This window comes from Sporosarcina sp. Y1004 (genome assembly GCF_057669665.1).
The window spans coordinates 1-26,131 of the sequence record NZ_JBYHFQ010000012.1 but is presented as its reverse complement, the minus strand read 5'-3'; the positions used below and the strand labels follow the sequence as shown (position 1 = coordinate 26,131).

Below are 26,131 nucleotides of genomic sequence, written 5' to 3'. Positions count from 1 at the left end.
CCGTCATTGACTTCTCCTCCTCCAATTGAAAAAGGCGCGAATTCTTTGTTTCAGGATTGAAATATTTAATTGTCTTTAGACTCATTACGTAGAAACGAAAATAGACCCCACAGAGATTTCTCTCCACGAAGCCTTAAATTGTTTGAGTGCCTGTGCAAGACGCAATTGCGACAATTCATTTAATTTTATAAATATAAAGTGAAAAGCTTAACCAAAGTGAATATGGCTGAGCTTTCTTTTTTTATGCAATTGTAGTGAATTTACTGAATAGGTACCTGAAATTACAGTAGAAACATAGACTAGAAGACAAAAGAAAAAGCCCCTTGATCTATTAAAGGATGAAGTGCACCCATAATGGATCAAAGAACTGTTTCTTATTCAATAACCGATCCCGTATCAACGGAAATCAATTGTCAAAATTATGTTAGAAGCTGGTACCCGAAACTGTTTAGTTTTATTTAGCAGTAGTTGGGATTACGATTTCGTTAGATCCAATTAGTAATGAACCATCATGTGAAGCAAGGTCTCTCTTCACATTGATTACGTTACTAGCTTTGTCTAAAGATCCAGCTGGCAATGTAATAACGATAGAACTCATTCCTGCAGTTACTGCGCCAAATGGATCAGCAATTGTAAATGATGTTCCTGGAAGAAGATCTTTACCATTCAATGTGTAGTTTTCGATATCAGTAGCATCGTTTGCTCCACCTTGGTATTGAACGCCTTCAGTGAAGTCGATGATTACAGAACCGCTTCCATCAGCATTAACTGATGCAGAAGTAGCTTGAATTGCGAATGGTGTAGCATCTGGGTTAACTACAGTTTTAACTACTTTGAATGCTTGAGTTGAAGTAGTTGCAGTATTTCCTACATCATCAGTCAATTGGCTTACTACTACTGTCCAGTCTTCGCCGTATCCTGCATCAACAAGTGCTTGAATAGATTCGTTAGCAGTTACATTGAATGCTGACTCATCAGTGTTTGCATAAGAAGTTACAGAACCATTGATAGTAGCTGGTTTTCCTTTAGCGTCTTTTCCAACGAATTGTACTTTAGCTTGTGGAAGAGCTCCTTTATCATCAGCTTGTTGTTGATTTAATGTAGCACCTGCATTGTCAAGTACAACACCCGCGCCAGAAATAAGTTTAACTGGCTCGCTAGCAGTCACAAGGAATGAACTAGCAGCAGCATTATTTGCAGCGATGCTTGAAATTGCCGGGCTTACAGTATCAAGTGAATCAAGAGCAGTTACTGTAGTACCGCCATCAGCATTTTGGCTTAAGTTAACAACCAAACGCTCATTAGTTAAACCGTTGTCTGTGTTAGTTAATGCGCCTGCATTAAATACAATGCGGTAATCATCATTGTAATAGTTTTCCTCTGATGCAGATGTGTTGTAAATTTGTGTCCAGTCTTGAGTCAATTCGATTACTGCTTCTTTACTTCCAGAAACATGTGATGCAATTACTGGCACGTTAGTGATTGCAGGGAAAACACCATTTACAGCTGCTGTGCGAGTTTTTGTAGTTGCATTAGTAACATTTACCCATGTGTCATTTGCTTCATCGTAACGTTGCATTACGAAATCAGCATTTGTTACAGCATCAACTGGAGTGTTGAAAGTAACATGGAATTGCTCAGGTGATTTAACAGCTACAGTTGCTGTTGGTGTAGTTGTGTTAGCAGCTACAGTGAAGTTCAAGTTTTGAGTTGCAGCTTTGTTACCTGCAAAGTCCAAACCGTTTGAAACTTCAACTTTGTGTTGTCCAGCAGTTAAGTAGCCAGTTGTTGTGATATAAGCCATGTTGCGTGTATCTTCCAAAGTTCTTACATCAAATTCACCGTATCTTACTGCGCCAGCTAAAGGAGAAATTGCATCCACTTTAAACGTAGCTGTCTCGATAGCTTCAGAGAATTTAACTGCAACTGTTCTCATTCCTTCGTTAGATACAGCTGTAGCTTCTGGAGTACGAGCATCTGTCAAAGTGAATGAAGTTGCAGATCTAGAAACTCTTCCGAAATCTGAAACATAGCTAGCTGCAACGGTTACAGCTTTGTTGTTATCAAGATCATTTGCTTTTTCTAAGATTACTTCAAGGGATTTATTGTCTCCAGCAACTGGTTTTAGACCAAGAATAGTAATTGGAGTGTTTCCAGCTTGTGTGAATGCCAAAGCGCTTGGTTTAAGAGCATGTTTAACATCTTTTGCTGGTAGTCCTGCTACTGCTGCTTTAGTTACTGGAGCGCTCCAGCCGGTAGCTGTGCGGTGTTGATAAAGAACATCGCCAGTAACATTATCAGTTTCAACAAAGTCAGAAAGTTTTACAGCTTTGTCAAAGTGAAGTGTCGCGCGGTCAGCTTGGTTAGATTCTGCACCTGTAAGGTTAAGAACTTCAGATGAACCGTCGTTTACTGCCAAGTTAAAGAATGCTGTAGCAGAAACTTTACCGATTAGGTCTTTATGGCCTTCTCCAGCTTCTACAACTGTTGCAGTAACTTTACCTTGAACTGCTTTGTTGTTTTGTTCAGAAGTCAATACTAGTGTAGCAACTCCGTTTTGAACTGTTACAGTTTTGTTAGCGAAGCTACCGTAAGTTGCATCAAGACCAAGAACGATGTCATCAGCAGTTGCGTCAACTTTGCCGTCAGCGCCAGTTACAGTGAAAGTAACGACTGTGTTGTCTTTACCGTCAGCAGCAAGTGTTGTTTTAGCGAAAGAAACACTCAATCCTTCTGTGACTACATCAGTACCTGGAAGTACAATCTGATCTTTCAACGCGTAGATGAATTTAGCGAAGTCTCCACGTTTGATGTTGTTGTCTGTTCCGAATTGAGTAGCGTTAATACCTGTAGTAACTTTTTTTGCTAATAATGCAGCAACAGCTTCTTTGTATTTAGCAGGTACGTCAGTGAATTTCACGTCTGCAGCTGAACCTTCAGTCAAACCGAAAGCTTTAGCGAACATTACTGCCGTGTCTCCACGTTTGATAGGCTGATCCCAACCAAATTTAGTAGCTGATGTACCGTTTACAACGCCAGCAGCTTTTAATGAGTTAACTGCGATAGCGCCACGTTTTGGAACGTCAGTGAAACCAGATGCTGCAGCTTTTTCGTCCATAAGGCCTGCCGCTGAAGCAATGATGACTGCAGCGTCTCCGCGAGTGATTTGTGCAGAGATACCGAATTGCGTCCCAGAAAGACCTACTGCAAAGTTATTTTCAACAAGATACGATACTGCATCAGTGTATGATGCTGGTACGTCTGAGAATGCTGCTGTTGTTACAGATGCTGATGCCGCTGGAACAAGTGCAGATGCCACAAGTGTTGCTGTTGCAGCTGTTGTAACGAATTTTTTGTAAGAATTTGATTGTAAAGCCATGTGTAGTATTCCTCCCTGTTTTAGGTGTATCTGTTTTGTGCTGATATGTATCAGCGGTGTTCTTCCGTTTTAGTATACCATCAGTTCATTCGTTAATCTATGAGATATTACGAAACATTTCATAGATTACTAGAAATGTCATAGTACCTAAACTCTCATTCTAGTATACATCTAATTCTGTAATTATCAAGAAGAATCTGAATTAGTTTCTAAATACTTATTTCAACAAAATAATAGAGAAGTAAAATATAGGAAGACGATTATCAAGTTAATGGACTTTTATTTCAACAAGCCACTCTGCATGAACATTGGCTTTATAAAGACTTTGTTCAATTTGTCTCACTAAAAACCAATCTACTAGTTACGAATTAACACGTTCGTAATCATTTTATTTTTCATATACTTCTAAACAATTAGTTAGATTACGCATTGTTATATTGTCGTATTATCTTGAATTTACTACCGATGTATTTGGGTCAATTAGATTCCTGTCACCTAAAAAAGCCCGAATCTCATATGTTTTTAAACATTTGAGATTCGGGCTTTTTCAATTTGTCATTTGGTTATCGTATCAGTACTAATTCGTGCCTGGAAGACTAGGACCGCAAAAAGAAATGCGAGATAGATTGATACGGATGGTGCTGTCAGTACATGCCCTGCAGTATAGCTAATGCCTATTCCGATTAGGAATGCAACTCCGGTCAAGATTCCAAAGTATGTGAATCTAGTTTTGAAGTTGGTGATGAACTGCCAGACGTATTTTAGAGCGAAGTACACAATCGGTGCCATCATGTATAGGAAACCGATGATACCGAAAGAGTAAAACCAGTCGTGAAAATCCATTTCAATCATTTTAAGCGGTTTGTGCGGTTGCGGGTAGTCATAGTTACCTGCGAAGCCCATACCGAATAATTTCTGACTGATCGGCGCTTCTGCGAATTGTCTTGTATAATCGGCTGCGTATTGTTCACGACTACTGAACACTAGATTTTCAAATTGTTTACCCGTTATGAATGGGTCTTCCTCTTCTTCTTCATCAATCACAATTTCTTCCCCAAATTCATCAAATTCAACGGGTTTGTCCCCCATTGAAATGCCTAGTATGTTTAAATGAGCAAACATGTTACCGAACACTGGGGTGAATGGTGTAGTGAAACTTAGTACAATGAGCAGGATGGTAGAAACAAGCACATTCGCTGTCACCACTTGTTTGTCGGTATCCTTGTTCTTCATAAGAAGCATGATCAAACTGCCTATCAAAACGGAAAGGAGAACAATGATAATTCCTCCGTATCCCACTTTCGTCCCGAGCGCAAGCATCGATATTGAGAGCAAAATGAACGGCAACCAGTAAATGAACTTTTTCGGAGCAGTCATTTTGTTTACTGCGTATAGGGCGGTGATAGGTAATAGTATTGCCATTGTTGCACCGATTTCATTGCCCGCGTAGAACCACCCTGTCCATCCCTCTTTCGACCTTGCATAGTTTGCAAGACTTGTTCCAGTCAATTGCGCAATGATGAATACAGCACTGATCATGGCCGATGCAATAAGGAAATAGTTAACGAGCTGTTTCTTTGTATCGGTTCCATTTTTCGCTAGTGCCTCTATTAATAGAAGGAAACCGAAAAACAGTACGTGGAAATAAACGACTTTTGTATAAAATGTCAATTCTTCAGCGATGAAAAACGGTTCTTTCACAGTCATACTTGTTACAAAGTTAACAATAACGAGTCCTGCAAATCCGATTAAGTAGAGTAAATAGAGTTTTGCCCGTTTACTTTTTGTAGCGGCATAGATAATCCATCCAGCCATGACTGCTAAATAGGCTAGACGGATGATGACACCGATCGTTAGCGGAATATCTATGAATAAGATTGAAGCAGTCGTCAAGATGTCAATGATTGGTTGGATAATAATGAACGCAACGAGTGCTAGCATTATTTTATGTTGTTTAAATTCCATGGGGACTAGTTCCTCTTTCGTTTAGGTTTTCTATGTTAGTTTTTAGAATCTCCGAGGACATGGACATCAAATCCTGCCTCTTCCCACTTACGTCGATCGATGCAATTTTTCGTATCGATAACGACTTTGCAGGCCATATGCTTCGCTGCTTGATTCGGATCCATTGTTTTGAACTCCTCGTGGTTCGTTAAAATAACAATTGCTGAAGCGCCATCTAATGCTTCATCTATATTTTGCGTTTGCACGTCCATGTTGTTTGTCTTGATATGTGGATCGTATGCAACGACATTCAGATTCTTGTTCAGCATTTGTTTAACGACATCGACGGAAGGACTTTCCCGCATATCATCAATATTCCCTTTGAATGCAAGGCCAAGTGCAGCTACTTTTGGTTGTTCTACGCCTTTTTCTTTTAGTATATCCGCCGTCAATTGCGCCGTGTATTCTGGCATACCATCATTTGTCCGGCGCGATAAGTGTATGATTTGTGCAAGTTCCGGGTTTAACTCAACAAGGAACCATGGGTCGACTGCGATACAGTGTCCACCGACACCTGGACCCGGTTGGTGAATATTGACGCGCGGGTGGTAATTGGCAAGCCGTATTGCTTCCCATACGTCAACACCAATGTTGGCTGAAATTTTTGCCAGCTCATTTGCGAGTGCGATATTGACATCGCGATAGGTGTTTTCCATCACTTTGACAAGTTCTGCTGTGGTGTCATCTGTTTCATGCATTTGTCCTTTGACAAATGACCGATATAATTCAGACGTCATGCGCGCTGATGCTACATTCACACCTCCGATAATCCGGTCATTCGAAACAAGTTCTTCGAAAGCACGACCGGGGATAACCCGTTCTGGTGAATGTGAGACAAAAATTTCAGTTCCGATTTCGAGTCCTGATTGAACAAGTTCAGGAATGATGACATCTTGTACAGTCCGAGGTGGCACTGTCGATTCGAGAATGACAAGATTTCCTTTTTCGACGAACGGCGTGATTGCTTTGGCTGCGCTACGGATGTACTCAAGATTTGCCGTTTTGTCTTCCTTAATAGGTGAAGGTACAGCAATAATGAAGACGTCCGCTTTTACAGGTTCTGTCGACACTGTAAAAGCGTTCGAATCGATTGCTTTGTCTAACCGTTCTTGCAGGCCGTTCTCTTCTATATGAAGTTTTTTATTACTGATGTGTTCGACTACACTTTCGTTGACGTCGACACCATGTACGATGTGTCCGTGATTCGAAAACATGACAGCTGTTGGTAGACCGATGTAGCCCAGTCCAACTACGCAAATTGATTTTTTCATTTATATGCTCCTTTTACATTTCACTTAGTTTCTTCCATTGAATAGCAATTTTATTAAAAAGCGTGGTAAGTTGAGCTGTCGTTTAATGCGTTTCGGGTCGCTCATAAGCCTGTAAAGCCATTCGGTTCCTGTTTTCCTGAAGAAAGCTGGTGCCCGTTTGACTGTTCCGGAAAACACGTCAAAACTGCCTCCGACTCCCTGGAATACTAAGACGTTTGAAAGCTTGTCCATGTTGCGTTTAATCCATAATTCTTGTTTTGGGCTGCCAAGTGCGACAAAAATGATTTTGGCAGCACTGTCGTTTATGCGTTCGATGAGTGCATTTTCGTCTTGTTCATAGCCGTCTGTCGTACCTGCAATCACAATTCCAGGATTATCTTTTGTAATGTTTTCTGCAGCTCGTTCGACAACTTCTCTCTTTGCTCCATACAAGTAGATCGGATGGCTTTCTTCTGCTGCAAATTTTAACAGACGCGCCATCATATCGACACCTGTTACACGTGTTTTGATATTCCCATTTTTCAGCTTGGATGCGAGTAGTATACCTACCCCGTCCGCGATTTGAAATGTGGAGCCGTTAATAAGCTCTTTCACTTCGGGATTTTTTTGCGCAGCCATCACTTTTTCCGGATTGACTGCGATAATTGTCGACTTATCCCCGCGAATCATTCTCAGTTTTATAGCCTTCACAATTCCTTCATATGTAAGTGGCGATACATGTACGCCAAGGTATGCATCCTTCATAGTTGAACCCTCAATTCCATCGCTTTCAATTGTATTAGTATAGCAGAAACTCAAAGCGGTTGCATAGCTATCTGTAAGAGTGATAAAATCTGAGGAGGATGATGCTTTCACGAGTACGTGGAGGCTTTTGTTATGAGGAGGAACGGGTATTGAAAATTGTACTTTCCGGCTTTTACGGCCTTGGCAATACGGGTGACGAGGCGATTTTGAAGGCGATTGTTGATAATTTACGTGCGGAACTTGATAATCCGGACATTACGGTGTTTTCGTTGTCCCCTGAAGAGACAGCAAAAGAACATGGTGTAAAGTCGGTATATCGCGGATGGCGTCATGGTAATAAAGAAAAAGTGAAAGCATTGCGTAAGGCAGATTTGCTAATTTCTGGTGGAGGTGGCCTATTGCAGGATACATATCCTACTAAGTTTTTATTTGGTCCCCTTCCCTATTATTTGCTCATTGTGTTTTTGGCGAAGTTATGCGGAACGAAGGTCATGTTCTTCTCACAAGGTATCGGTCCTGTGACGAGTAAATGGGGCAAGTTTTTAATGCGATTGTTTGCCAATATGGCAGATTTGGTCACGGTACGTGATCAGTACTCGAAAGATTATTTGATTTCATTAGGGGTGAAACGCCCTGAAACGATTGTGACGGCAGATATTGTGTTCGCCTTTAAACCAAATGAAGATAATGTTGCGTATGTGTCGCTTGGTTTGACAGGTGATGAACGGCTTGTCGCCGTTGCACCGCGTCCCTGGTTTGAACATGAAGATATCTATATTGAAAAACTAGCATGGGTATTGGATGAATTGATCGAACAACGTGGTGTTCTGCCCGTGTTCGTCCCAATGGAACCGCCTTATGATACAAACGTTTCGAAAAAAGTGATGGCCAAGATGAAGCATGCGAAACAGACGCGTTTGCTTGGTGAATCATTTACACCCAATGAGTTTTATAATTTCATAGCTAAGACTGATTTAACAATTGCTTTGCGATTGCACGCATTGATATTCGCAGCATTATCGAATGTGCCGCATATCGGGTTAAGTTATGATCGTAAAGTGGAAAGCTTTTTGAAACGCTCAGGTATGTGGGACAAGTCGTTCCCACTCGGAGAGTTCACAAAAGAGGAACTGCTTGAAAGTTCGTTATATGCGCTTGATCACTCGGATGAGCTTAAAGCAATGATTGAACCTAATGTTGAGGTGTTGCGTTCTGAAGCACTTCGCAATGTTGACTTGTTACGGGATACGTTTTTGAATGGAGGACGATGAGTAATGAAGATTTTATTGGCAACTGCGTATGATTATCCTCATTTAGGGGGATTGTCGGTTCATTTGACGACATTGAAGTCGGGTCTTGAATCACGCGGTCATGAAGTGCGTATTGTGTCGTTTACGGATGTGCCTAAGTGGAAAAAAGAAGGTGTCGTAAGAGGCCCTGCTTTTCTATTGAATAAAGTGAAACAAGGCTCAGGTTATGTCTGGTCGTTGAAACGTCGGAAAGAAGGACTTGAGGCAATCATTAAAGCCGAAGTTGCGGATGGCTCGTATGACTTGGTCAACGCACAAGATGTCTTTACAACGTTTGCAGCTATTTCTTCTGATGTCCCTGTTGTCAGCACGGTTCACGGTTACTTGACGTTTGAAGGTATTTCCAAGGGGTCCGTTATCGATGGCTCCCCTGAAGCGAAGGAATTGATGGAAGATGAGCGGGCGTCGTATAAAGCGACGCGCGAAGTAATCACTGTCGATACGCGCATCAAGGAGTATATCGAAAAGGAAACAGGCGTAGTCGGCAATATGATTAAGAACTTCATCGATGTCGAGTCGTTTAAGCCTGAGATTGAACGTCGGGATGAATTCCGTGAAAAGTATGGACTAGAGAAAGATGACTTGATTTTCTTCGTGCCCCGCAGGTTGACGAAGAAAAATGGTGTTATTTATCCGATTCTTTCATTGCCAGCAGTACTTGAGAAATTCCCGAAAGCGCGGGTTGTGTTTGCGGGTACTGGTGAAATGATGGAGACGATGAAAGCGAAAGCAGCAGAATTAGGTATAGCTGACCGCGTGACAATGGTTGGTGCAGTTGACCATACGGATATGGTTGAGTATTATGCGGCGAGTAATGTTGCGCTTGTGCCGTCGATTTACTCTGCGGGTGTTGAGGAAGCGACTTCGATATCGGCGCTTGAAGCGATGGGTTCCGGTGTTCCATTGATCGCATGTGCGGTTGGTGGTTTGAAGGAAATTATCGAGGATGGTGTGGACGGGCTGCTTGTTGAAGAGCAGAACGTAGAAGCCTTAAGCGACGCAATGATTCGCTTGCTTGGTGATCCTGAAGAAGGTCAGCGCTTGGCAGATACGGCTCGCGCGAAGATCATCGCGGAGTATTCACATTTTGCTGCAGCTGAGAAATATGAAGCAATTTACCTAAAAGCATTGAATAAATGATTGTGAAGCTCCCTGCCCCGGCTGGGAGCTTTCTTCTATGGAGGGTATTATGAACCGATTGAAAAAGACAGCGTTATGGGCGACAGCGCTGGCGCTCGTTTTAAAAGTATCTGGATTTATCCGCGAATCAATTGTTGCAAAAGAATTCGGTGCTTCTTCCGAGACCGATGCCTATTTCCTTGCATTCGGCTTCATCACCCTAGTTGTTGCCATGATTTCGACAGGGTTCAATAATGTTTTCTTACCGATGTATGTGAAAAGTCGGGCCGCCGGTGAGCGTGGAGATCAGAATGCCAATGCACTTTTGAATTGGACGATGCTCATTTTTGTCGGCGTCAGTATCGTTGGCTGGTTTTTCGCGGATGCATTTGTACCGTTCATTTACGGCAATATGACTGAAGCGACATCTGTTCTCGCTGTTCAAATGACGCAGATTTTCTTTGCGTTTATGACGATGATTGCGCTTAGTGGTTTGCTCGATTCATATTTGCAATCGCGGCGAATTTTCGTTCCTTCGCAAGTTTCGAAATTGCTTGCGACATTAATGGCCGCCCTTTTCGCATTATTCTTCAGCGATATATGGGGTATTTTCTCTTTGATTTACGGTTTTATCGCCGGAACGGTAATGGGGGTTGTGATTCAAATATTAGCCCTTATCCGCTCGGATTATAAATGGCAGCCGGTGTTTCGAATGGAGCGCGATTTCAAGGTAGCTTTTTTGATTTTGATTGTTCCTTCCTTATTGAACTCTGTCGTTGGACAAGTGAATTTATTTGTCAACCGATTTTTCGCTTCTGGCACGGGAGATGCGTCAGTTACCTATTTGAATAACTCTTCACTCATCATCAGTATTCCGAATGCGATTTACGCAACGACTTTGGCTGCCATTATCTTTACGTTGATGAGTGAGCAGACGGAAAATGTGGCGAAATTTAGAGATACAGTGTTTCGTGGGATGGAAATTTCGTTGGTAACGCTTTTACCGGTTGCGATTGGATTGTTAGTTGTCGGGGATGCGGTTGTTGCGTTCATCTATGAACGAGGCGCGTTTACGGCAGCAGATACAACGAATACACATCTGGCTTTGTTGTTGTATTTGCCGATTATTGTATTTCAGGGAATGCAACTCATTTTGTCGAAGTCGATGTATGCACGCGGCAAGACGGCGGTTGTTTTTCGGATCAGTGTTACGACGATTGCCGTGAACTTTTTGCTGAACTGGTTGTTGGTTGATAAGTATGGGTATCCAGCGCTTGCGATTTCAGCGTCTGTTGTGAGTGTTTATTACTTTGTTGTGTCGATGGTTGTCGTGTACCGCGATTTAGGGATTGCTGAGTTTAGGCGATTTGCCCGGATGAGCTCGCGGGTTGTCGGTCCCGCTATTGTAATGGGACTTGCGGTTTGGGGATTAAAAGTTATCCTTGGGGCTAGTGAGTGGGCAGCTCTTTTACAGTTGGCTGTGCTTGTACCGGTAGGGATTGCTGTCTATGCAGGAATGCTGTTCTTGTTTTACCGTGAAGGGGTCAGACGATTTGTTGGACTTATACGGAGATGAATTCTAAGCAATTAAAGGTATTCAATTTTGGGAGTGTGTTTTCGATTGAAGAAATGGATTGTTGGTTTGATAGTATTGCTAGTTGTAATCTTGGGTGTCGCGGTTTTGTCCAATTTCATAAAAGATACGACGATTGTCTATGAAGGGGATGATTACTCTGCCTCCCTTACGACATCTTCCGCAGTGAAGACCGAGTTTTCCGGTGAGAAGACACGGAAAATGGAAAACACAGTTGACGTTATTCGGGAATTTGATGTAAAACTGTTCGGCAAAGATATAGGAACCTATTCGATCGTAGAACGAACGCTAGGTAACGGGGCCGTCTTCCTCTTTGAACGATTAGAGAATGATGGTCTGATAGGGTTTAACATGCGTACCACAATCGACTTTAAAGCCGGTGTGGATCTCAACACGAAAAACTGGAATCCCGTTACGGTTGACCACCCGCACCATAATGTTTTCGGGGAAGATCCGACGGTTAATCCTTACGGCAGGATTACGGCTACCGGTGAAGATCATAAGATTGAATTGCTTATGGGAAACCAATACGTTTCGAAAGCGATGGTGAAAACGTATGATAACGGAAATGCGAGTAAGATTCGTGAGTTGGACCGTGAATTCCAAGATATAGAAGTCAATGATGACGCGATTTCACGGTCAGCAAGGGTCGGAAGCGGAAACATTGCAGAGTCTTGGATTCTTGTAGCGGAAGAGCCTCTCTTTTCCTCTAAGGCTGAAGAGGATGACTATATCGATTTCGCGTTACATAATCAGGTTTCGCAGTTGAACTGGTTAACGATGGACGGCCCTTACACGAAGTTGCCGTTCTCAATCGAGCCATCTACTAAAATGGGCTATGGGCGTGTCATCGGCCGGATTGAAGATGACGTGGCGCTAGAGTGGTACGAGAAATCAGGTTCTGTATTTTTTGAAACGATGGTGTTGAATTCACGCATCAATCTGCTCTACTACATCGATGAGTTTGAAGGGACGCGCTGGCCTTCCGAGTATACGAGCACTTGGCTGGGTAATGCTTATGGTGTACGTGCTCCCTATGTGGATACACGCTACAATGAGTTCGTGTCGTTCTTCTTGGACAAGACCGCCGAAACGTTTAAAGGCGACGTAACAGGCGCAGAACTGTACGTACCGGTGTATGCGGATTATTTACTATCTCGCATTGAAGCTGGTGAAATCATCGAAGCCGGCGATGGCTATCTCATTGTCGATTATTTCGACGAAGATCCGAAGACGCCGGTGACGCATGCTTCCTTGAATCATGAGCTGGGTGGTTTGAAGATTTTATTGACCGCCTTTAGCGATACAGGCGAACAGAAGTATATGGACGCTGCGAAGCATGTCATAACGGGTATCGAGTCGTTTGGTCAGGCAGATGGCGGATGGATCCGAGAAACTGGGGATCTGTGGTATCAAGCGAGACCGGATGGCACGTTTTCTGGTGATGACTATCCACAGTTGACGTTATTGGATCTTCTGGAAACGCAGAAGTTGTTGGAGAAGATGAAGTTGCCACGAAATGCGTATTTCGATGAGATGATTGATGCGAAGCTTGGGTACTTGGAAAGTGAAGACGCGGAATTGATTGAGAAGGTTACGAATTTGCTAGAGGAATAGTTTGACGGGCTCCCGATACACCAGAGGTCCATTACCATATTCGAAGCAAACTTCAAACGAATTATGACCCTGAATGAAAGATTCAGGGTGAGAAAGCGTAAAAAAAGAGGCGACAATTAGTTCGATTTCGAACTAATTGTCGCCTCTTAAAATTCACTTACAAAGATAATAAGCGTACGTTTTTATGAACCAATACTTCTATTACTTTGGAATCTTTTTCACAAGTAGAAGGCTACCATCTTTTTCACTAATCCAGCCAGTCTTATGAGTTAATGAATCTGATAGAACTTCATACCAAGTACCGCCGGCACCTTCAATCTCACTGACGATTACTAATGGATATCCAAATGCATCGTTAACTCCTAAAATACGGGGCTTGTACGAGAATAGTTTAGTTGAGCTTGTGCTCGGACCACTACGTACATTGATATTTTTTCCATATACAGTAAGTGCACGTTGCAATTCGTTCTTTCCTGTGTCTTTCTTACCAAGAAACTCATCTGCACGCCACATGTGACCAGCAATTTTGGAACCCCAGTTAGGATCTGATGCATAATGGACATTTAGACCCGTTGTTTTATTCCCTGGTGCAGCACCTTTCGCATAGCCTCCTGTTAGTGGTTCTAAATAATTAGAATTGACATACCGTTTTACGAATGCATTTATACTATCCTCAGGCTTCGCAAACGTATCGCCATTTTGGGGATTGCTATCATGAACATTACTACCAAAAAGATTATTTTTGGCCTGTGCATTGTTACTCATTCCCGAATCACTCTCGTGGATTGCAGCACTCAGGATAAATAACGCATTCACATTGTACTGTGTCTCCATGTCTTTTATATATTCACCCATGCCAATCAATTTTGATGTTTTGGGTGCTGTAGCGATATATGCTTCTAGTTCTTTAGCTGTATAATTCGTTTTGGTACGAACCGACAGGAACTGGAAGTATGGGTAGTGCGTTCCTTGCAGCTTACCTTGGGCATTCGAGAAATGGACACCGTCATAACTGAAATAGTTAACGTTTGGCTTCATGAACGAAGGTGCCTCCCCAATTGAATAACTTGGCAGTTTCTTTGAATTAGCTTCGTGGTTAACCGTGCTATGGTAAAGTAGTCCATCTGTCCCTACCGTATAATATTCACGGTTAGTAATTAGATTACTTGGGATAAGATTGACTTCATCATTTTTAACATAACCGATTGTGCCGCCAGCTTGTACTTTAACAAAGTGCTCATTCGCATCAATATAACGCAGTTCACGGCCATTTTCAGTGTAAGTAAGTTGTCCGCTTGGTTTAGTACCATCGTAGCGAGAATAGATAATTGTTACTTCTGGAACTATTTTACCGTTTTGATTTACAGTTGTATTATTTCCATAGGCAATCCCTGATTTGACGCGAATCAAATCATTTCCATTATATAGACCCACGATAGAAGCTGAGCTACCGTTATAAGCCGTTACTGCCGATTCGTAATCTTTATAGGTTACACCACTTTTCCCCAATTTTCCATTCACTATAGAAGCCATCTGGAATACATTAGAAACTACGGGTGGCGTAACAGGCGGTGTTACGGGTGGCGTAACAGGCGGTGTTACCGGCGGTGTAACAGGTGGCGTTACGGGCGGTGTTACCGGGCCGCCATACGACTCCTTCGCTTTTAAAAAGCGTGAAATGAATGCTGCTGCTTGTTCGCGTGTCGCGTTGGACTTTGGTTCGAAACGAAAAGTTGTTTTAGGATCCTTTGCGTTGTTTGGGAATCCACTAATGATATTGTAATTGATGCTATAAAGTACGGCGCGGAATCCGCCGGATGAGACGAAATCTTTTCTGTCAGTGAACACGATTTGTTTTTCTACTGTAGCCATTTGACTATAGTCCAATACGTTCTTCATTGTGAGTGCAACTTGTTCACGAGTGATGAGATCATTTGGCTTGAATGTATTATCACTGGAGCCTACCATGAGTCCCGCGCCGCTCACTTTATGGATTGCTGAGGCTAATTTCGATGTAGGCGGAACATCTTTGAAACTGCCATTTGCTTCTGGTAGTTCAAGCGCTCTGGAGATGAATGCCGCAAACTGCGCGCGTGTTACGTTTTCCGTCGGTCGAAACGTTCCGTCTTCATAACCGCTCAAGTATCCTTTTTCAATCATTTCCCGCATTTCTAGTTCGAGAGAGCGTCCCGTCAATTCATCCGCATTTGCAGAAATGTTTGAAAGGCCAACCGAAAGGGTAAATATTACTAACAAGGTTGCAATTAATTTACTACTAATTCTAGTCATTTCTTTCCTCCTGTATAATTGTAGTTTTTCTCTGACTTTCTAGCTTTACTCTAAATCTATTATTATCGTATCACTATTACTATAATTGTCTATCAGTTTACCCCTTGGGTGTACGAGAAGTAAATAGAGAAAAAGAGCCGTTCGTTTATAGTAACGAGCGACTCCCTTCTATTTGTAGCTGACTTTACAACTATACCATTTCTTATTTAACGCTATAGAGTGCTGCGGAGAATTCTGCACGTGTTGTGTTGGCATCGATTGAGAAGCTTGCTGTTTGGAAAACCGTCGTCTTATCCAATAGCTTCAATGCAACAATTGAATCATATGCCCAGTACGAAGCCGGTACATCTGTATAAATTGATGCGCTTTTCACTTGACCTTCAACGGAATCTGAAATATTGAATGCACGCTCTAGTATTGCCGCTAGTTGCGCTTTCGTTAATGGGTCATTCACACCGAATTTACCATTCGAGTATCCCGCCAGTATTCCTGCCTCATTCATCGCTGCAATGTCTTTTGCAAATGAGTGTGTTGTTCCTACATCCGAGAAAATAGCGTTTCTTTTTGGTTTTAGTTCCAAAACACGATTTACCATTGCGGCAGCTTGTCCCCTACTTACTTGTGCTTCGGGACGGAATTCCTGATTTGGGAACCCACTGATGATTCCTTCTACATTAAGCTCTTTTATCGCATCATAAGCTGCATGGGCGACCTTAACGTCAGCAAAGTTGCCATCCGTGACTGGCGCTAATTCTGGTTGTGGAGCTGGTTCTTCAGGTGTAACTGGTGCAACAGGTGTATCTTTCACAGAGTCAAGACGTTTTGCGCCTGCAAATCTTGGATTCCAGTAAGGATTCGTGTCGATATTATCAATCTTAATTCCAGCGCTTGATGTTGCCGAAATCATATTCCGATTGCCTATATATATACCTACATGTGAAATTCTTCCTTTTCCACCAGTGCCGGCGAAGAAAACAAGATCGCCCGGTTGTAAATTACTTTTGCTAACCGCAGTCCCTTGACTGTATTGTTCGGCGGCTGTACGATTCAAGTTGATGCCTAACTTTTTAAATACATAACTTGTGAAACCGGAACAATCAAAGCCTGATGTTGTCGTTCCGCCATAGACATATTTGATGCCCAGGAGCTTTTTAGCTTCAGTGACAACTTCATTTGGTGTTGCTGCACTCACTTCCTGCATTTGTGTGACTGGTGCGATTGTTAGTAGTAAAGCCGTAAGGACGACAAGTATGAACTTTCTTCTCAAATTTACACCCCGCGTTAATTTTTTGTCTATTTATCTATTAGTTTGTGTTCTTATATACTATCTCATAGCTTTATAGTATCAGATTGTAGACCTTTATTAGATTACAGTTCCATTACAATCACGTAACAGAGGTTTATCGACAAAAAGGCTCAACTATCACCTTTTGAGTAATGGTTGAGCCTTTTTGTCATTCAATTGAACAAATCTGGTCTTTTTGCCCCAGCGAGAAACACACTAAATGTTGCTCTGGTCATCGGTTCTTGAGGTCTAAAGGTGCCATCCGGGTAACCTTCTATAATACCCGTTTGTGCTAATGCACGAACAGCTTCATAACTTGTTACATTCGGAGTCATATCTGTAAATTGAGAAGGCCGTGATTTATCAATGGGAAACTGGAATGCTTGTTGAAGTAATAATGCCATTTCTGCCCTTGTGACGGCATCATCAGGATGAAAAGTACCATCTGTGAAACCAGCGACAAGATCTGCTTCAACCGCAGATTGGATATAACCTGAAGCGAAGCTATTCGGATTTACATCTGTGAAAACAGATTTTCGTTTCTCACCGTTATGTCCAAGCGTCCTACCTAGCAGAACTACAGCTTCTGCACGCGTGATGCGAGCGTCAGGCCGAAATGTGTTATCTAAATAGCCGCTTATCCCTTCGTTATACGCCAAATATGCTATGTGTCCGATATACCATTTATTTTGGTTTATATCTTTGTATTGGGCAGTGTCTACATTTACATTGACCTGCTCAGTCATTTCTTTTCCTTTTACACCTTGGTAAGACAGCGTTAGCTTATGATTGCCCTTGAACCGATATAATTCCCACACTCCCGGCTCGAGTTCTTTTATATCAACGTCCCCCGCCTGTAGTTTTCGGTTCGTGGTTCGATCTGCATTTGACAGTTCCACGACGATTTTACCGCGTTCACTATAATGGGATGCGATTGGAATTTCTTCAATTGACATCGGATAACGCACAAGACCGTATCCAAATTCCTTATCGCGCCCTTTCACACCAAGATCTTCTGCTGTGTTCGCCAAAATAGCTCTCATCTTCGTATTCGAAATTCCCGGTAATCGTTCTTTTAGAAGCGCAATGACTCCTACGACATGCGGAGATGCCATTGACGTGCCCGATAACTCCATATAACCATCACGGATTCCGTCATTATCTAGTGAAATTGGGTAAGTACTTCTAATCTTGTCGCCTGGTGCAGCCATTTCTACTTCCGCGCCGATTGAGGATTGAGTAAGACGGGATTTGTTTTGCATGATAGCCGAAACAGCAATAACATTCGCGTATTTAGCAGGGAATTGGACAGAATCTATTAAATCACCAAATTCCTCATTTCCCGCAGAAGCTACTAAAATCATCCCCGACTGATAGGCTTTTTCAATCATCAGTTTCAATGCGGGATCATCCTTATCTGTCGTTATACTCATATTAAGTATATCGATGTTATTCTTAATCGCCCATTCTACACCGGCAATAATATCCGAAGTTTTCCCCCTATTTTTTTTGTCAATTATTTTTATGGAATATAGCTCTACATCAGGTGCAATCCCGATTGTTCCAATTCCATTATTTTTTGCCGCGATGATTCCCGCTACATGTGTGCCATGCCCTAAATCATCTGAATAGGGCGTTCCCTCTGCACACGCCTCTATTGGCAACGTACAAATTCCACCTGTCACTTTCAAATCACTATGACTGACATCAATCCCGCTATCTAGCACCGCTACTTTGACACCTTTTCCCGTGTAAGGCGAGGTGTTTTTAGGAAGCGCATTAATCAGTGCAAATTGTGCCGGTATGGTCTCCTTTATTTCAGCTACTTCATAGTTATTTACTGGGAAAACTTGCAGATTGGTATCATTGTTTTTTATCTTCTTAAGTTCTTTATCACTTAATGCCACTTCCACCATCGGCAGTAATTCGAATCCTCTTGTGAAATCAGGGAAAGCCTTTTTAATAATTTCAACGTCCCCATCGGGAGAATACAATAAATAATTTGTTTGCTCTTCAGCAGACGTCGAGATAGGTAATACGGTAACTAGTATTAGAAATGCCGCGGTAATGATACTTTTCAATACAATCCCTCATTTTCATATGTAATGGTATTGCGGATATAAAAAAACTCCCCCAGCTAGTCGTGGACTAAGTAGGGGGGATGATTAATGAAGTTTACCGCTCGGTTTAGCATTGACCGTATTATATAATGGTATGATATCTTGCCTATTTTCATAGTATAAGTAATAGTCTAGCGTGGCCAGGAAAAGTGCTCTAGCCATCTTTTCACGACCTGCTTCTGTATTCATTTGTTGAATATCCTTCGGACTATCGATGAATCCGATTTCCGCTAGTGCGGCTGGCATTGTATTTTCACGAAGTACCTGGAAATTTCCTGTATGGTTATTAGGATTCACGCCGCGGTTTCTAAGATTGTATGCCTCCAACATCCGATTTTGAATGTATATTGCAAGTGCACGTGATTCTTTCACATGCGGATTATTTGCAGCTGTTTTGGCATAATAAAACGTTTCTTGTCCATTTGCGCTACCATTGAAAGCGTTTGTGTGAACAGATATGAATATATCGCCCTTATTCGCCTTTGCAAAATTAGTACGGCCTGATAATTCTACAAACTTATCGGTTGTACGCGTCATTTTAGCCTGAATAGGGGTCTTATCAAAATATGTTTTCATTTTTTTTGAAATATTTAATACCATATTCTTTTCTAAATAACCAATTCCTACAGCACCTGGATCTCTTCCACCATGACCAGGATCAATAATGACGACAAGGTCTTTCAATGCTTTACCGCCCGGTAATGTTGGTGTTGGTGTTGGTGTTGGTGTTGGTGTTGGTGCTGGCGTTGGTGCTGGTGTTGGCGTTGGTGCTGGTATAACCGTCGATGGTTTGTCAATTTGAATATATGCGGTGTGGACAAATCCTTTTTTACCGTCGAACTGTACGAAAGCCCAATCCCCAACTGAATAAGCATACTTTACATTCTTTCCTGTACTCACGTTACTGATTGAAGGATAAGATGTATTCGGGCCTGACCGAACGTTTAACGTGGTAGCATTTTTCGTATTCACGAACATGTCTACATCGAATGTTTCTTTTTGCGTTGTACGGAAATCCGCATTGATGCTCCTTGTCAAGAATACGGCAAAATCTGCGCGTTTAATCGTTAAAGATTCACCAAATGAACCGTCAGCTAAACCTTCCGCAATGCCTTTGTTAAGTAGTGTAGACGTCGCTACGCTAACTGAATTCGCGTTATATTCAAATGCACGACTGATTAGGATAGCCATTTCCCCCCTACTTAGGGTGTCATTGGGATTGAAATTCCCGTTTTTGTAGCCTGATATAATTTCAAGATTCACAAGTCTATGTATGTATCCTGAAGCGGAACTGTTTAATGTTACATCTGGGAATTTTGTGTTAACTCTTTCCCCATTTAGACCAAGCGATCGTCCCAACATGATTGCTGCTTCCCCGCGTGTTACTTCCCGATTTGGGGAGAATTGTGTGGGTGTGACACCGCTTGTGATACCACCTTGAACTAAATAATATATTTCAGCCTGTGCACGATGTGACGAACCGACATCAGTGAAGTTTATTGCACTGGCTTTCCCGTGATTTATTGGAGTAAGAACAACTGCCATCAATGCGACGCATATGATGAGTAACCACTTTTTCACTCAATTTCCTCCTTTTAATACGCATTACTCTCCATAGAATACATTAAATAGTAATATTCTTCTATATAACTATCTACCTATATATTACTAGTTTAGTAATTAAACCATGCAAATCCGCCTTTACACATAGCTATTCTCCATCTATTAAACTCTCAGCTTTTTGTTATAATTATCAAATTCATAGAAAAAACCATCCGATAGCTTTACTAGCCAATCGGACAGTCTAGGTTCTACTTATTCTTTTTCAGTTGCATTAACATTGATAATACGACCTTCAACTTTAGGTTCTACCCCATTTTCAAATGTCGTCATGTATTCAATTAGGTTTTTGTAGTCTAAGAATCCAGGTTCTGATACACGGCCCTCTTCGTATGCTTTTTTGAACGTAGTGAAGCCGTCTCCCCCTTTAGCTGTGAAGATGTTTGTCGCAACTATATATTCCTTTTCATTATTTAGCGATTCGAAGTCAGTACCATTTTTGACGGAAACTTGCTGAACGCGTTCGCCGACTTTCTTAGAGCTGTCATAAGTAAATTTCATTCCTGCAACTTGAAGGAAAGCCCCATTCTCTTTAAGGCCTCCATCCCCTCTTAAATCAGCTGCAACCGAATGCTCAAGTACTTCAATAATTTCTGTACCTGTAAGTTTGACAGTCGCTAATCCGTTACCGAATGGCAATACTTTCAATACATCTCCGGTCGTAATAGCCCCTGCTTCAATAGAGGTACGAATTCCTCCACCGTTTTGAAGAGCGATAACCGCATTTTCATCAACAAGCGTTTTTGCCGAATAAAGCATGCCATCTGCAATCAGACTTCCAAGGTTCATTTCACTATGTCTGATGCTCGCCGTGCCAGAACTGTCATTATCACGACTTGCATCAAGTTTCACAAGTGCTTCCACACCGATTGACTCTTTTTTGATTTCTTCGATTTTATCAGCAAACGGTTTTAAAATTTCCATAGCTTTCGGATCGGCCTCATATTGAGTTTTATCCCTAGCTCCTTCACTCGCATCCGTGCTTAAAAGTTCACCTTGATATATTGTAATTTCTCCAAATTGGTTAAATGTTACGTCTAACGTTCCAAGGTATTTCGCGTACTCATTCGCTTGTACGATGACGGTTGGTGCATCAAATTCAGTCGAGACATATGGTTCTGAAATGCTTGAGTGAGTATGTCCTCCAACTATAATATCGATCCCTTCCACTAACTTCGCAAGCTCTTTGTCATTGTCATATACAGTTGCATCATCAAATCCGATATGAGTAAGCGCAATGATTTTATCGACACCTTGTTCTTCAAACGCTTTGACAGCAGCTTTTGCTTCTTCAATGTAATTGCTAAATGCAACAGATCCAACACTAGAAATGAAAGGCGTCTCTTCTGTAGTCAGACCAAACACGCCAACTTTTTCGCCGTTGACATCCTTAACTACACCGTTATAAATTTGACCATCTTCATACTCTTTTGAGACAGATTTTGTTTGTAATCCTTCAAATAACTTGTCTTTAGAGAAGTCGAGATTTGCTGTCAATAAAGGGAATTCCGCTGCTTTCACAAAATCCACAAGTGCTTGATGGCCTTCTCCAGAAGAACCGAGGTCAAACTCATGATTTCCGAATGTCATTGCATCAAAGCCCAGGTAGTTCATGAGTTCAACGTCCGCTTGTCCTTTGAATGTATTAAAGTACAAGTCTCCGGAGAACACGTCACCTGCATGGAGAAGAACGTTGTTTTTATTTTTTTCACGGGTTTCTTTCACTGCCGTAGCAACGTAAGGGAAGTTATCAAGGTAAGCATGTGAATCGTTCATATGCATAACCATTAGATCCATGAAGCCGAAATGCGCTTTCGCACGGTCGATGAATAGTGCAAGTTCACCACGTTTCAATGGATCTTCGGCACCAAACCTCACTTCAGACTTGCCTTGTGTGATTCCCCCTTCTATTAGTGCCGAAACGAATGGGGCAAATCGTTTATTGACATCAGTAAATTTCGTTTTCGCAACAGAACTGTCAACATCCAGCAGGCCAGCACTTGCAAGCAGTTTTGCAGCTTCGTTTCGTGTCAATTTGTCATCAGAGCCAAACTTCGTCTTTGTTTTCCCATCAACAACCCCAAGTTCCACCAATAAATTGACAGCCTGTTCCGCTCGTTTGGGAACATCTGTAAAACCTGCGTCCTTATATTTTTTAGACTCATCGTACCCGATTGTTCTTGCAATTAGAACAGCTGCATCGATACGTTTGATCGTTGTTTCCGTGCCGAACTTCGTTTCATTAGTCCCTTCCGTAATTCCATTTGATAAAAGGAATGCGACTGCCCTTTCGTACTTTTCGGATACGTCGGTGAATGTGATTTCGTCTGCAGACGCTACTGGTGCAATCATTACTGCCATTGCCGCCGCAGCCGCAGCGGTTGATAAATACAATTTTTTCGACATGTGTCGGCCCCCTGATAAAGTAGTTTGGTAGTATTATTACCTGTTTATTCTACTTTATCAGATTTATCTAAAATAGACTATGAAGTAATTGTAAATTTCAACAGTTGAATAGTAACTCTTACATAAGTGGTGGATCCGGGACGATGTGGCGTTCGTTTTTGCGCCAGTTGGTTACCCAGTTTTCTAGGCGGTCCATGGCGATTTCGAGTTGGTCAAAGGCGTATGCGTAGGAGATTCGGACGTGGCCTTCGCCGTAGGATGTGAAAGCTGTACCCGGGACGACGGCGATTCGGGCTTCGGCGAGTAGTGTTTGGGAGAATTGTTCGGAAGTTAGGTTGAACTCTTTAATAGAAGGAAATGCGTAAAAAGCGCCATTTGGTTTGACTGTTGGCAGCCCCATGTTGGTGAGCCGGTTGTAGATGTAGTCGCGTCTGCGGATGTATTCCGGGTTCATGGCCGCGGGTGTATTTTGGGAGTCCGTCAGTGCGGTGATGGCGGCGTACTGAGATGGTGTACTTGCGCAAAGAATGGTGTAGGCGTGTACTTTGACGGCTTGCTGCATCCACTCTTTCGCTGCGAGCAGGAAGCCGATGCGCCAGCCGGTCATGGAATGTGATTTTGACAGACCATGGATGAGGAATAGTTTGTTTTTCAGCTCGGGGTACTGGGCGAATGAGCGGTGCTCTCCTTCAAATATGTTTTCACTGTAGATTTCATCGGAAATGATAAAGATTTCGTGTTTGGCGAGGACTGCGGCGAGTTCGTCCATTGTTTTGCGTGGAATCGTGACGCCTGTTGGGTTGGATGGATAGTTGAAGATGATTGCTTTTGTTTTCGGTGTAATGCATTTTTCGAGTTCTTTGGGATCTGGGATGAAGCCGGTTGTTGTGGTGTCGAGAAAAACCGGAACTGCGCCGGCGAGTGTGATGAGCGGTTCGTAGCCGGTATAGATGGGTGCGGGTACGATAACCTCGTCGTTTTTTTCGAGAATGGTCTTAAATACGGTGTCCATCGCTTGGCTTGCACCGGATGTGATGATGATTTCCGTTTGCGGGTTGTAGGTAAATCCGTATTTCTGGGTGAAGAAATTGGATACCGCCGTTCGGAGTTCTAGCATGCCTGCGTTATGGGAGTAGCCGGTTTTATCATCCGTGATGGCTTGCATGGCGGCTTTTTTGACGGGTTCGGGTGTTGGAAAATCGGGTTGTCCGATGGTCAGGTTTATGGCGTCAGGGTAGTTTGGAAGTAGGTTTGAGATTTTGCGGATGCCGGAAAGTTCAATTTGCTGGACGCGCGGGTTGATGGTGAGTGCCATTCGGTTGGTTCCCCCTTCTTGGTGACGGCGTGGGTTGTGTGGGTGGCCGTCTTTTTTTAATTGGTGAGTAGAGTATATGCAGGATTAGAGGGAAACATTTCGGACGGTTAATTGGATGAAAAAGCCGCCCAGTGTGTTGGACGGCGGATTGTTTGTTGTGCGGACGTTTACTGGATATTTTCTTCAGTTTTTTTACGCCGTTTCTTCCATAGTTCTTCGGCAGCGCCGGATCCTAAAATGACGCCGGCGACGATTAAGACGAACCCTAAAAGATGGCGATAGGTAATTATTTCACCAAGGAATAGTGCCGAGCCGAGTAATGAAAATAGGGTGTTGAAGTTGATAAAGATGGCGGCTTTCGACGGACCGACTTTTCCGACTGAGTAATTGTAGAGCATGTGTCCGACGGCTGTACCAATGACAGCACTTGTCGCGAAGCCAAGCCAGAACATAGGCGGAACGCTGGCGAATGCTTTGATTTCACCGGGTTCTTGAATCAGGCTGATGATGAATAAAACGGCGCTACCGACAATCATCATATAGGCGGTCATGATGCGCGGATCGAGTGTTTTGGCCGCTTTGGCGATGACTAGGAATGACAGTACTTGTGTAGCGATGGAGACGAATATGAATACATCGCCAAGTGCAAGACTAGCGAGTCCCCCACCTGCGAGGACGACTGAACTAACGCCGCCGAGGCCGACGATGAAGCCGATCCATTGAACTTTAGATGGTGAGATACGCATGATGAGCGAAACCGATATTGCTGTTAGGACGGGGCCTAAGCCGAGTATGAGTCCAGCGTTTGTGCCAGATGTACGGACGAGGCCCATGTTTAGGAAGTAGTGATGGAGGACGACGTTGAGCATTGCGCCCCCGATGATATATTTCCATTCTTTTTTGGTTGGCAGTCGTAGCAGTTTGAATGCGCCCAAAATGATGAAGACGGATATTCCCGCTAGTAAGAGTCGGAATGTCGTCATGGTGACGGGCCCAACGTATAGCAGCAGGTACTTGAGGAGCGGTAGGTTGAATCCCCAGATTAGCATTGCGGTGGTCAGGAGTGCGTATATTTTCCACATGTTCGTGGCCTTCTTTCTTTGTTTGGTGACGGACACCTTTGTGATTTTGGTTTTTGATGTTTGTATTTGTTGTGTGTGAAGCTGTTTGTTTTAGTATAGCTGAGTTTTTGGGTTTTTGGTGGAATTTGGGGGAGTTTGTTTGGGGGGATTGGTGTGGGGTTGGGTGGGGTTTGGGCGGATGGAATACGTGAGCGGGCGCGGGCGGGTTTATTCCAATCGAGTAGGAGGGAGTGATTAACTCCCGACCTCTCACACCACCGTACGTACCGTTCGGTATACGGCGGTTCAATTAAGATTGATGACGCAAAGTTTCGTAACGTGATAGTAGACTTTTGAGCCCTTGGGAACTCCAATAGGAGTTTCCGAGGGTTCTATGTAATACAGGACTTTTAGAAATTCTCCAGTAACTTTTACGCGAGTTACCCCATTCGTATGCCTTATCTTTCGGCGCACCTAACCCAATGAGCTTCCTCACCTTCGTACTTGGTTTCTTCCAGTTTTTCCACATACACATTCGAAGTCTTCTTCTAATCCATGAATCGAAAGCTCTGAAAACGCTCGGCGTATCCGCCAATGCAAAATAACCGCACCACCCCATCAGGTATTGATTTAGTTTCTTGATTCGATAATCCATCGGATAGGGTTTCTTCCTAGAGGTTATCTCTCGGATTTTATTCTTCATCCGTTTCATACTTTCTTTGGCAATCCGAACCTTTGGTTCTTTATGTAACGTAAAGCTGAATCCTAGAAACATCCTCTTCCAAGGGCGGTCTACCGCAGATTTATTCAGATTAACTTTCAACTTAAGCCTTTCTTCAATAAATGTAGTAACAGAACCCATGACTCGATTTCCCGCTTTCTTTGTATTCACATAGATGTTGCAGTCGTCGGCGTACCGGACAAATTTATGTCCTCTTTCCTCCAATTCTTTGTCTAGTTCATCAAGGACAATATTGGAAAGTAATGGACTGAGTGG

At 42.7% G+C, this 26,131-nt stretch carries 16 protein-coding genes; 4 read left to right on the top strand and 12 right to left on the bottom strand.

The window, feature by feature from the left end; translation table 11 throughout:
• Positions 1-454: 454 nt before the first annotated feature.
• The 4 genes from AC25Y6_RS10015 to AC25Y6_RS10000 form a co-directional block, all read right to left on the bottom strand.
• Positions 455-3,379 (bottom strand): S-layer homology domain-containing protein, encoded by a 2,925-nt coding sequence (locus AC25Y6_RS10015; RefSeq protein ID WP_488142909.1) that lies wholly within the window; start codon positions 3,377-3,379, stop codon positions 455-457.
• 555 nt (positions 3,380-3,934) lie between these two features.
• A complete protein-coding gene (locus tag AC25Y6_RS10010) occupies positions 3,935-5,344 on the bottom strand; it encodes an O-antigen ligase family protein (protein ID WP_488142908.1) in 1,410 nt (469 codons plus the stop codon).
• A 35-nt stretch (positions 5,345-5,379) separates the two neighbouring features.
• Positions 5,380-6,654, bottom strand: a complete 1,275-nt coding sequence (locus AC25Y6_RS10005) for a nucleotide sugar dehydrogenase (protein WP_488142907.1) — start codon at positions 6,652-6,654, stop codon at positions 5,380-5,382.
• 24 nt (positions 6,655-6,678) lie between these two features.
• Positions 6,679-7,398 carry a WecB/TagA/CpsF family glycosyltransferase gene (locus AC25Y6_RS10000; protein WP_488142906.1) on the bottom strand — a complete coding sequence of 240 codons (720 nt, stop codon included), beginning with the start codon at positions 7,396-7,398 and terminating at the stop codon, positions 6,679-6,681.
• A 149-nt stretch (positions 7,399-7,547) separates the two neighbouring features.
• Between AC25Y6_RS10000 and csaB the strand changes: the two genes are divergently transcribed.
• From csaB to AC25Y6_RS09980, 4 genes are read left to right on the top strand one after another with little or no spacing between them, the layout of a single operon-like run.
• A complete protein-coding gene (gene csaB / locus AC25Y6_RS09995; protein WP_488142905.1) occupies positions 7,548-8,669 on the top strand; it encodes a polysaccharide pyruvyl transferase CsaB in 1,122 nt (373 codons plus the stop codon).
• Between the two features lie 3 nt (positions 8,670-8,672).
• On the top strand, positions 8,673-9,848 hold the full coding sequence (locus AC25Y6_RS09990; RefSeq protein WP_488142904.1) for a glycosyltransferase family 4 protein: 1,176 nt from the start codon (positions 8,673-8,675) through the stop codon (positions 9,846-9,848).
• A 37-nt stretch (positions 9,849-9,885) separates the two neighbouring features.
• Positions 9,886-11,403 carry a murein biosynthesis integral membrane protein MurJ gene (gene murJ, locus AC25Y6_RS09985; protein ID WP_488142903.1) on the top strand — a complete coding sequence of 506 codons (1,518 nt, stop codon included), beginning with the start codon at positions 9,886-9,888 and terminating at the stop codon, positions 11,401-11,403.
• 45 nt (positions 11,404-11,448) lie between these two features.
• Positions 11,449-13,038, top strand: coding sequence for a hypothetical protein (locus AC25Y6_RS09980; RefSeq protein WP_488142902.1), 1,590 nt, complete (start codon positions 11,449-11,451; stop codon positions 13,036-13,038).
• Positions 13,039-13,239: 201 nt separating this feature from the next.
• On the opposite strand, the gene AC25Y6_RS09975 is transcribed toward AC25Y6_RS09980, so the two are convergent.
• The 8 genes from AC25Y6_RS09975 to AC25Y6_RS09940 form a co-directional block, all read right to left on the bottom strand.
• On the bottom strand, positions 13,240-15,327 hold the full coding sequence (locus tag AC25Y6_RS09975) for an S-layer homology domain-containing protein (RefSeq protein ID WP_488142901.1): 2,088 nt from the start codon (positions 15,325-15,327) through the stop codon (positions 13,240-13,242).
• Positions 15,328-15,529: 202 nt separating this feature from the next.
• Positions 15,530-16,594 carry a C40 family peptidase gene (locus AC25Y6_RS09970; protein ID WP_488142900.1) on the bottom strand — a complete coding sequence of 355 codons (1,065 nt, stop codon included), beginning with the start codon at positions 16,592-16,594 and terminating at the stop codon, positions 15,530-15,532.
• Between the two features lie 191 nt (positions 16,595-16,785).
• A complete protein-coding gene (locus tag AC25Y6_RS09965; protein WP_488142899.1) occupies positions 16,786-18,693 on the bottom strand; it encodes a S8 family peptidase in 1,908 nt (635 codons plus the stop codon).
• Between the two features lie 84 nt (positions 18,694-18,777).
• Positions 18,778-20,313 (bottom strand): N-acetylmuramoyl-L-alanine amidase, encoded by a 1,536-nt coding sequence (locus tag AC25Y6_RS09960; RefSeq protein ID WP_488142898.1) that lies wholly within the window; start codon positions 20,311-20,313, stop codon positions 18,778-18,780.
• 234 nt (positions 20,314-20,547) lie between these two features.
• The gene (locus tag AC25Y6_RS09955) at positions 20,548-22,758 is read right to left on the bottom strand and encodes a 5'-nucleotidase C-terminal domain-containing protein (RefSeq protein WP_488142897.1); all 2,211 of its coding nucleotides are present in this window, start codon (positions 22,756-22,758) and stop codon (positions 20,548-20,550) included.
• Between the two features lie 118 nt (positions 22,759-22,876).
• Entirely contained in the window at positions 22,877-24,073 is a 1,197-nt protein-coding gene (locus AC25Y6_RS09950; protein ID WP_488142896.1) for an aminotransferase class I/II-fold pyridoxal phosphate-dependent enzyme, read from the bottom strand.
• A 167-nt stretch (positions 24,074-24,240) separates the two neighbouring features.
• Positions 24,241-25,155, bottom strand: coding sequence for a DMT family transporter (locus AC25Y6_RS09945; RefSeq protein WP_482101089.1), 915 nt, complete (start codon positions 25,153-25,155; stop codon positions 24,241-24,243).
• A 289-nt stretch (positions 25,156-25,444) separates the two neighbouring features.
• Positions 25,445-26,131: group II intron maturase-specific domain-containing protein (locus AC25Y6_RS09940; RefSeq protein ID WP_488142895.1), on the bottom strand; the 687-nt coding region annotated here is incomplete at its 5' end.